Annotated in this window: 8 protein-coding genes, 1 tRNA gene and 1 pseudogene; 5 read left to right on the top strand and 5 right to left on the bottom strand. The window is 49.1% G+C overall.

The annotated features are described in order from the left end of the window. A pseudogene (locus RMO35_RS02840) lies at window positions 1–375 on the top strand (sensor histidine kinase KdpD); the annotation flags it as partial. Here the strand turns inward: RMO35_RS02840 and RMO35_RS02845 are convergent. Beyond that, window positions 372–770: a thiol-disulfide oxidoreductase DCC family protein gene (locus tag RMO35_RS02845; protein ID WP_309738423.1), complete on the bottom strand. Its 399-nt coding sequence runs from the start codon at window positions 768–770 to the stop codon at window positions 372–374. The pseudogene RMO35_RS02840 and the gene RMO35_RS02845 sit on opposite strands and share 4 nt — an antisense overlap. A 174-nt stretch (window positions 771–944) precedes the next feature. On the opposite strand from RMO35_RS02845, the gene RMO35_RS02850 reads away from it, so the two are divergent. From RMO35_RS02850 to RMO35_RS02860, 3 genes are all read left to right on the top strand, one after another. Then, complete coding sequence (locus RMO35_RS02850) at window positions 945–2,375, top strand: phosphoglucomutase/phosphomannomutase family protein (RefSeq protein WP_309738424.1); 1,431 nt, start codon at window positions 945–947, stop codon at window positions 2,373–2,375. A gap of 62 nt (window positions 2,376–2,437) precedes the next feature. Further along, window positions 2,438–2,872, top strand: coding sequence for a hypothetical protein (locus RMO35_RS02855; protein ID WP_309738425.1), 435 nt, complete (start codon window positions 2,438–2,440; stop codon window positions 2,870–2,872). A gap of 85 nt (window positions 2,873–2,957) precedes the next feature. Continuing rightward, window positions 2,958–3,260: an antibiotic biosynthesis monooxygenase family protein gene (locus tag RMO35_RS02860; RefSeq protein WP_396135594.1), complete on the top strand. Its 303-nt coding sequence runs from the start codon at window positions 2,958–2,960 to the stop codon at window positions 3,258–3,260. A 154-nt stretch (window positions 3,261–3,414) separates the two neighbouring features. On the opposite strand, the gene RMO35_RS02865 is transcribed toward RMO35_RS02860, so the two are convergent. Beyond that, window positions 3,415–3,885: a cobalamin biosynthesis protein gene (locus tag RMO35_RS02865; RefSeq protein ID WP_309738427.1), complete on the bottom strand. Its 471-nt coding sequence runs from the start codon at window positions 3,883–3,885 to the stop codon at window positions 3,415–3,417. Between RMO35_RS02865 and rsmI the strand changes: the two genes are divergently transcribed. After that, window positions 3,869–4,738 (top strand): 16S rRNA (cytidine(1402)-2'-O)-methyltransferase, encoded by an 870-nt coding sequence (gene rsmI / locus RMO35_RS02870; protein ID WP_309738428.1) that lies wholly within the window; start codon window positions 3,869–3,871, stop codon window positions 4,736–4,738. The two genes, RMO35_RS02865 and rsmI, sit on opposite strands and share 17 nt — an antisense overlap. A gap of 293 nt (window positions 4,739–5,031) precedes the next feature. Here the strand turns inward: rsmI and RMO35_RS02875 are convergent, their stop codons facing one another. From RMO35_RS02875 to RMO35_RS02885, 3 genes are all read right to left on the bottom strand, one after another. After that, entirely contained in the window at window positions 5,032–7,284 is a 2,253-nt protein-coding gene (locus RMO35_RS02875) for a transglycosylase domain-containing protein (protein ID WP_309738429.1), read from the bottom strand. A 447-nt stretch (window positions 7,285–7,731) separates the two neighbouring features. After that, window positions 7,732–7,803 (bottom strand) — tRNA-Cys (locus tag RMO35_RS02880). Between the two features lie 93 nt (window positions 7,804–7,896). Further along, the coding region (locus RMO35_RS02885) for a hypothetical protein (RefSeq protein ID WP_309738431.1) at window positions 7,897–8,546 on the bottom strand (650 nt) is incomplete at its 5' end.

Below are 8,546 nucleotides of genomic sequence, written 5' to 3' on the forward strand. Positions count from 1 at the left end.
ACCGTGCAACTCCTCCGGCGCGGGGCGCGAGTTGCCAACTATATGCACGCACTATTTTATGTATTATATGTCAACGAACCCGATCGATTTTTAACTAAAGCCGAGAGCTTGCATATCGCCACCTGCGAACGGCTCTGCCAAGAATTTGGCGGTGAATTCGTTCAAGTGCGCGATTACAATGTCATTAAAGCGATCGCTCAAACCGCCCAACAATACCGAATTACCCAAATTGTTATGGGTGAAAGTCAAAAATCACGGTGGCAGATTTTCTGGAAAGGTTCGCTCACCCAGCAGATCCTCCGCTTGCTCAAAAATGTCGATATTCACATCATTTCCACTAGTAGATCTGCCGACGAGGAGCGAGTCAAGTCTTAACTAATAAACCGCTCTTGTAATTCTGGAGTCGGTACCATACAAGTATCGCGCCGCCCAAATAGCACAAATCGCTGCCGCGCAAATTCAGTATAAGCCCAATCTCTTAACGGCTGCGGCATCGCTGTAAAATTAGCTAAATATTGCCAACCACCATCGAGTTTAGACAATACCGCCAACACCGCATCACTTTTCGTCAAAACGCGATCGCCATCTACTAGCATCAATGTTTGAATATCGATCGGATCTAAGCCATGCTGACGATAGAGCTGTTGTCCCAATTCGGACTGAATGGCGGCAAACTGAAAAATTTTGTGTCGATCGATCTCGATGACCATCTGCACGGCGGTATTACAAAAGTTGCAGACACCATCGAATAAAATTAGATTCTGATACATAAAGCTGTCGATCGAGTCATTAAAAATTTAAATATACATATATTATTACCTGGAAGTCTTGGTTGTTTCCTGCCAACAGACAGCAACCCGATGGATTGCAAATTTAGCGATCGTCCCACGATAAGAAGATCCACCTCCTCTGTAGAATAGGAAAGTTGCTACCTATTAAAAGTGATGACTGTAGACGCGATTAAATTTGGGACAGATGGCTGGCGGGGTGTAATCGGGGCGGAGTTTACATTCGATCGATTGTTGATGGTTGCGCCGATTGCGGCTAAGGTGTTGGCGGATACTTATGGAGCTAAGACGGACAATCGCAAGATTATCGTCGGATTCGATCGCAGGTTTATGGCGGAAACTTTTGCCAAACGGATGGCTGAAGCAGTGCGACTGGCGGGTTTTGATGTCATCCTCAGCGATACTTATGCGCCGACGCCAGCATTTAGTTGGGCTGCACACAGTCAAAATGCCCTGGGTGCGTTGGTAATTACCGCCAGTCACAATCCGGGTGATTATTTAGGCTTGAAGGTGAAGGGCAATTTTGGGGGTTCGGTACCGCCAGAAATGACGCAGCAAATCGAGGCAAGGTTGGGCGAAACGATTTCAGCTAGTCAGCCGGGAACGTTAACAACTTTCGATCCGTGGGCGAGCTATTGTCAGGAATTGCGCGGGAAAGTCGATCTGGCAAGCATTCAGCAATCGATCGCGTCTGGTAAATTGACTGTATTTGCCGATGTGATGAATGGTGCGGCGAGTACTGGTTTAGGTAGATTATTAGGTTTGCCGATTACCGAACTCAATAGCAAAACCGATCCGTTATTTGGTGGTGGTGCGCCAGAGCCTTTGCCCAAATATTTGTCCCAACTGATGCGGACGATCCGCAGCCATGCCGGGGAACCAGGGGTGAGAGTCGGTTTGGTATTCGACGGGGATTGCGATCGGATTGCGGCTGTAGATGGCTCTGGTGAGTTCCTGAGTTCGCAGATTTTGATTCCGATTCTGATCGAGCATTTAGTCAAGCGGCGCGGCTTTACAGGCGAAATCATCAAGACTGTCAGTACTTCCAATCTCGTCCCCAGAATGGCGAAGCTGTACGACTTGCCGATCTATGAAACCCCGATCGGGTATAAGTATATCGCCGATCGGATGCTCGATACACCCGTGCTGATCGGTGGCGAAGAATCCGGCGGGATCGGTTATGGCAACCATATCCCCGAACGCGATGCGCTACTCTCGGCATTATATCTCCTCGAAGCGATCGCCAAATCCCAACAAGATCTAGGTGACTTATACCGCCAACTTGAGTGTCAAACTAACTATGACTTTAAGTACGATCGCGTAGATCTACATTTGGCAAATATGGACGTGCGATCGCGACTAATGGCTGAATTGGAACACAAATCATTTGCCAAAATTGCTAACATAGAAGTAAGCGATCGCAATTTAGTAGACGGGTACAAATTTAACTTAGCTGATGATAGTTGGCTGTTGATTAGATTTAGTGGGACAGAACCAGTCCTGAGACTTTATTGCGAAGCTGCGACGATCGATCGCGTGCATGAGACGCTTGCCTGGGCACAAGATTGGGCAAAGTCAGTATCCTAAAAAGAGCGATCGTTGCATTAATCAAATTACAGATGGTGGCAAACTTCCACTGAGAGTTAATCATGAAAAATTTTCTTGGTTTAGCAACGATCGCTAGCACGCTTTTGACTTTATTTACTCCTCAATTAGGTAGATCGCAGGGCGTTTTTGTCCAACCCTTTCCATCGAGCGGGTACTCATCAACTACGATCTACATACCTGCGCTCCCACAAGATCGCGGGTATATTAACAACGACATCAATACAACCACGATTATCAACCCGATCTCACCCAATATTTATCCTAACGGCAACTCGTTTCCCGGCAACCGCACTACTCCTTATTACGGTAGTGGGTTTCCCAACAAACCATTTGTGCCAGCTTCGCCGATATTAATCTACCCGCAGCAGAACTACTATCCCGGTGCGATCCAATCTGCATGTACGACTTCGATAATTGGTAGCCCAATTCCCAGTCCGATCGCCCTCAACCGCTATACTGGTACACCCTGCCGTTAGGATCGATTTTTTGAATTAGGGCGATGAGTGAGGTTGGGTAAAAGGTTAAGAGGTAAAAGGTAAGGGGTAAGAGGGGTTGTCGCCATTGATTTTAGAAGTAGCCATCCTCGATCTCAAGCCTAGTGTCGCTGATGATTTTGAAGCTGCTTTTAGAGTGGCTGCAAATATTATTATAGGGATGCCGGGATACATTTCGCATGAACTGCAACGTTGTCTAGAAAATCGCGATCGTTACATTCTGCTGGTACGTTGGGAAAAGCTCGAAGACCATACAGTTGGCTTTAGAGGTTCTCCCAAGTATCAAGAATGGCGATCGTTGCTGCATCATTATCATTTCTACGATCCGTTTCCAACAGTCGAACACTATCAAATATCTTCTCTGAATTGAGCAACGCCATTTGACCGAATTCTTGTTCTTGATTAGTTGTAGGGTGTGTTACTCCGCAGCGGCTCGCGCTCCTCGGGTTTCCCGTTCGCGCAGCGTCTCCAAAGGAGAGGGTTTAGCGAGACAAGACAGGATAACGCACCAACCGTCTAGTTTTCTATCTAGCTGGTGCGTTACGCTTCGCGATAACACACCTTACATTGGCGATTTGGGCGATCGCGATCGTCACCCATCCAGATTCAGCATCGAGCCGAAACCTTTGCTTGGGTACTAATAAAATATCTGTCTGCGCCGCACATAGAGCTGCTGCTTCCGCAACACTTGCAGTCCCGACCGATGTCAATACCAATTGCGACGATTCTCTTTCAGAGAGGCTCCGCCAACGAACCACCGTGACGGAATTTAGCCGTTCTGGGCTGTATGTTTTTAAAAACCAACCCGATTCGCAACAATAATCTATCAATCCTGGCTCATTTGCCTTGCGATCGAGTGTTGCAATCCCCACAATTGTGGCAAGATCTAGATCGTACTCGGCGAATACCGACTCGATCGCGCGTTGGATCGCTAGTTGAGACACACCCCGCTGACAGCCGATCCCTACCCATAAATACATGTCGAATGAAGTCACTGGTACAACTCTATATCTAGTCGGTACGCCGATCGGCAATCTGGGTGATATGACAATGCGGGGACTTCAGGTATTGCGGGACGTCGATACGATCGCGGCTGAAGATACGCGGCATACGGGTAAATTGCTGCATCACTTTGAGATTAAGACGCCGCAAATTAGCTATCACCAGCATAACGAACAGCAACGCATTCCCGAATTGATCGGTCAATTGCAAGCGGGCAAATCGATCGCGTTGGTGACAGATGCGGGGATGCCAGGAATTTCCGATCCGGGTTATCTGATTGTCGCAGCTTGTGTGGCGGCGGGGATTCGGGTGATTCCGATTCCGGGGGTGACGGCGGTGGTGACGGCGGTGAGTGCGTCGGGATTGCCAAGCGATCGATTTGTGTTTGAGGGTTTCTTGCCAGTCAAGGGACAGGAACGACGCGATCGATTAGAAGCAGTTGCTGGAGAGGCGCGGACGCTGGTATTTTATGAGTCTCCCCACCGTTTGCGACAGACTTTGGCAGACTTTGGGGCGACATTTGGTACCGAGCGGCAAATTGTCATCGGCAGAGAATTAACCAAATTACATGAGGAATTTTGGCGGGGAAATATCGGAGCAGCGACCGAGCATTACACCCACACCGAACCGCAAGGCGAATACGCGATCGTCATTGCTGGCGCTCATGTCAGCCATCCAACCCTCTCGGATGAGGCGATCGAGCGGGCGTTAATCGAGTTAATGCTTAATGATACATCGCGTTCTCAAGCCAGCCGAATTGTCGCCGAACAAATTTCCCAATCGCGCCGCTATGTCTATCAATTAGCACTTGCGATCGATCTGGATGTTGCGAGGGAAAGAGATTAAAAGGTAAAAAGTAAAAGGTAAGAGGTAATGGGTAAGAGTCCCAGTAGTCGTCCCAGTAGGGTGGGCACTGCCCACCATCTAGGTTTCAGGCTTTTCTAACATGAAAAATATTTGTGCCGACCTACTTATGAGTAGCTGGTTGCGAATATTTTTTGGATAGGGATTACCTGAAACCTATGTGGTGGGCACTGCCCACCCTACATAACTACATAACCGTCCACCCGCATAACTACTTTTACCTTTTACCTCTTACCTTTTACCCATTACCCATTACCCAATAAAGTTACCCCAAACTACTTATACACCGAACCCATATAATTGCCCCATAACTGAGCAGCTTGTGCGCTACTGCCGTTAGTAGGTGAATTATTATCATTCCCCAGCCATACCCCCGTTACTACCTTACGATCGGGAATAAACCCAATAAACCAGAGATCGACGTTATCATTGGTAGTTCCAGTTTTCCCGGCTTCCCCCAATCCAATGGCGGCGTTTTTACCAGTACCGCCAGTTACCACCCCGCGCATCATGGTTGTGAGTGTATCGGTGGTGCCAGTTGTTAAGACTCGCTTAGAGGGAGTATCTTTGGCATAGTCATAGATGAGGCGACAATTGCGAACTTGCTTGAGATCGCAATTGCTCGTATCGTATACTCGTTTGATAACGCGCGGCTGATGCCAGATCCCTCGATTGGCAACCGCTCCATAGGCTCCAGTAATCTCCAGCATATTGACGACACTTTGACCCAGAATTAGCGCTGGGACTGGATCGAGCTGAGATTTAACACCCATCTTCTTGGCAGTTTCGATCGTCTTATCCAAGCCGACATCCCGTGCTACTCGCAGCGCGGTCGGGTTTTCTGACAAGGTAAACCCGGTATACATATTTACCGAGCCGGACGCGCCATGATTGCAAGCTGGAAATGTTCTACCCCCCCACGATAGTGGATCGCAGGAATAGGTCTTTCCCGGCGATATACCGTCTTCGATCGCCGCAGCATACCCAAACAGCTTAAATGTCGATCCGGGCTGTCGCTGGGCATCTACGGCGCGGTTGAATTGACTTTTTTGATAGTCGAGACCGCCGACCATCGCTTTGACGATGCCAGTACTGCTATCGAGGCTGAGAATGCCGCCTTGGGAAAAGCGGTAGCTCCCACCAGCGGCGGCGATATTCTGCCGGAGTGCTGATTCTGCTTTGGCCTGCATCTTTAGATCCACACCAGTCTCGATCGCAAAGTTTCCCTCTTTAGCCGTCTCAACGCCTAAGATTTCTTGGAGTTCTTGAAAGACATAGCTATAGAGGTAGGGTGCCTTGGTATTTGTAATCGGGGTACAAGCTTCCGATCGATAGTTCAGTGTCGATCTTCTTGCTTCTCTCGCTTCGGCTGGAGTAATCGCACCAGTTTCGAGCATTCTAGTCAGTACTAGGTTGCGCCGTTCTTTGGCTTTCATCCCCTTGCGCCCTTGTTTATCCTCCACACAGGGGTTGAACATATTGGGACCGGGTAAAATGCCGACTAACATGGCGGCTTCGGGTAGGGTCAGATCGCGAGCGGATTTACCGAGATAATGCTGGGAAGCATCCTCAAATCCGTGTGCGTCATCTCCCAAGAAGACGCGATTGAGATAGGTGAGTAAAATTTTATCCTTACTATATGTCGCTTCCAGCTTGAGCGCTACCACTGCTTCCCGCATTTTGCGGGGGAGATTGTCTTCGCTCCCGACATACGATCGAAACAAACTCCGCGCTACCTGCTGTGTCACCGTACTCGCACCTTGAGTGAGTTTCCCTTTTTGCCTAGAGACTACCAGCGCGCGTCCCACACCCCAAGGATCGACACCAAAATGCCAGTAAAAGCGACTGTCTTCTGAGGCAATCAGCGCCTTGAGTAAATAAGGTGAAAAATCTGTTAAGGCTGCTAGATCCTTGTGTGCGCCGACTTTCGGCGGACGGAGGGTGTCCTCCATCCCCTCGGCATAGACCATTACTGGCCCATTGGCATCTGGTAAAGGGTTAACATTAATTTTGGTAGATTCTGCCGCGATCGCCAGTAAGAGCAGACTCAATATACTCCCCGTCCCATACAATCCGTACCGCAAAACGCGCAGATGGACAGGCGGCGGATCGAGATAGGTAATTTTGACTGCGGCTTTGAGTTCGGGCGGGCCGAGGGTAAAGGTATCGCCATCTCTAAGCGTAATTCGATCGACTCTTTTCTTACCGCGATAAATCCCGTTCGTGGAACCCTCATCTTTGAGTAAAAAAGTCGTCCCTTTTTGACGATCGCGACTCAATGATAGATGAACTTGACTGACGACCTCATTTCGCACGACAATATCACAAGATTGGGAACTGCGGCCCAACACATATTTCTCCCCCAGCAGCGGAAACATGTCCGGTTGTGGTGCATCAGCATCTTGCACCAAGAGTTTGGGCACTCGCGCATTCGGCTTGAGTGCCAATCGGGTAAAGTTAACTTTCGTCCGATTGATGACTTGACTCAATTGAGCCAGAATTGTCTTTTTGGGTGGCTGAGCAGACATTTAGGGGCTGGGGTTAGGGATTTAGCAACATCATACAGTTACCCCAGTCGTGGCAAGACATCACCGTAGACCTGAGTATTCTTATTTTAGCCCACGCCGCCCAATGTATGAGGATCCTAAAAGTAGGCGAATTTAGCTTGGAATTCGCCAATGATGTCGATCGTGTCAGGAGATCCCATTCGTGACAACTTAAGCTTCGACCTGCCTTGGCAGGTCGAAGCTATCGCAAGTGTCGATCGGGTTTGACGGTCGATCGATCGTTGCTAAACGACGCGCAAGCTTCGAGAACTTTTGTACTTCGATCTAGCCAGAAAACTCGAACGCGCAGCGCGCCACCAAGGCGGTCGCCACATTTAGGTTATTCATTTCACAGACCTGCCATGTAGGACACAAGGCTAACGATCGATAGAGCCTAGAAAACCCCTCACTCTGAGGGGTTTCGACTAAAGGCGGCACCCAGATTTGAACTGGGGGATGGAGGTTTTGCAGACCTCTGCCTTACCACTTGGCTATGCCGCCATATCCAGATTGCTAGTATACCAAAGTTTAGTCACAATGCAAATAGCGAAGTGGTAATTGCTGGGCAACCAGCGGTGGTTGCCCAGATGGGTACTACATTTCCGCAGCCGCCCGTTCGATGAGGCGTCGGGCTAGAGTCTGAGTACCAGTATGGGTATAGTAGTTGGTACTGACATCCAGGAAGGCACCGAGATAGTCGAGCTTGTCATCAGTGATTTCGACAAAGTTGCGGAGATTGCCGACAACTGATTGAGGTGTTAGACCGCGAGAACTGACAAAATCATTCATCCAGCCACTGACAGAGCCAAAGCTCTCAGTGATGAAGCCTAATTTTCCACCCGTATCGCCGCCAGGGATTTGGTCTTGGATGCCTTTGAACGTTTGATTCTTTTCGAGTTCGTGAGGAGCCATGCCGCCCATTTTATCCATCACCATGCCGATAAAATCTGGCCCCAAGGGAATCAGCCCATCGAAACAAACCAGAGCCGCCATCCGCATCAGGGACTCGCCACCATAATCGCCTAAAGCCGCCAGGAAGTCACCGACGCTATCGCCAGGAATACCGTTAATCTGACAAAAAGCGACGATTTCGGCAACCAATTTGACGCTTAAGTCGATAGTTTGAGACGTTTCGGCTTTGGGAGTAATGTTACCCAAAAATTTTAACATCGAGAAGCTTTCGCCGACTTTATTCGCCATCGCCGCCGCACCCAGCAGGCGCGAACCTGAGTCTACGGTGTTAT

It is taken from the genome of Chamaesiphon sp. OTE_20_metabat_361 (assembly GCF_031364565.1).